The sequence below is a fragment of the Mycobacterium sp. E342 genome (genome assembly GCF_001667665.1).
Classification (GTDB): Bacteria; Actinomycetota; Actinomycetes; order Mycobacteriales; family Mycobacteriaceae; genus Mycobacterium.
In genome coordinates, this window is sequence record NZ_LZJM01000023.1 from 1 (window position 1) to 510 (window position 510).

At 67.1% G+C, this 510-nt stretch carries 1 pseudogene; it reads right to left on the reverse strand.

Annotation, left to right across the window (positions count from 1 at the left end):
* Positions 1-510: pseudogene (locus tag A5692_RS01440) on the reverse strand (AMP-binding protein); the annotation flags it as partial.

The window sequence follows — 510 nt, forward strand, 5'->3', positions numbered from 1 at the left end:
GGCGCGATAAGGAGCACCGGTGTAGTCGGGGGCGGGTAGGGCGCGGGTGTCGAGTTTGCCGTTGACCGTCAACGGCAACGTCTCGAGCACCACGATCGCGGCGGGCACCATATAAGACGGCAACCGCTGCGCGAGTTGGGTGCGGATGGCGACCGGATCCACGGTCCCCGAAGCGGATTGGGTGACATAGCCGATCAGGCGTTTGTCGCCGGGGTGGTCCTCGCGGGCAACCACCACCGCCTGCCCCACCCCATCCACATTGGCCAGGGCGGTGCGGATCTCACCCAACTCGATGCGATACCCACGGATCTTGACCTGCTCATCGGCGCGCCCCACATAGCGCAGCTGCCCATCGGGGCCCCAGCACACCAAATCCCCGGTGCGATACATCCGTGCCCCCGGTGCCCCGGTGAAGGGACACGCCACAAACCGGGACGCGGTCAACGGTGAGCGGCCCCAATACCCCACCCCCACACCATGACCGGCCACATAGAGTTCCCCGACCACCCC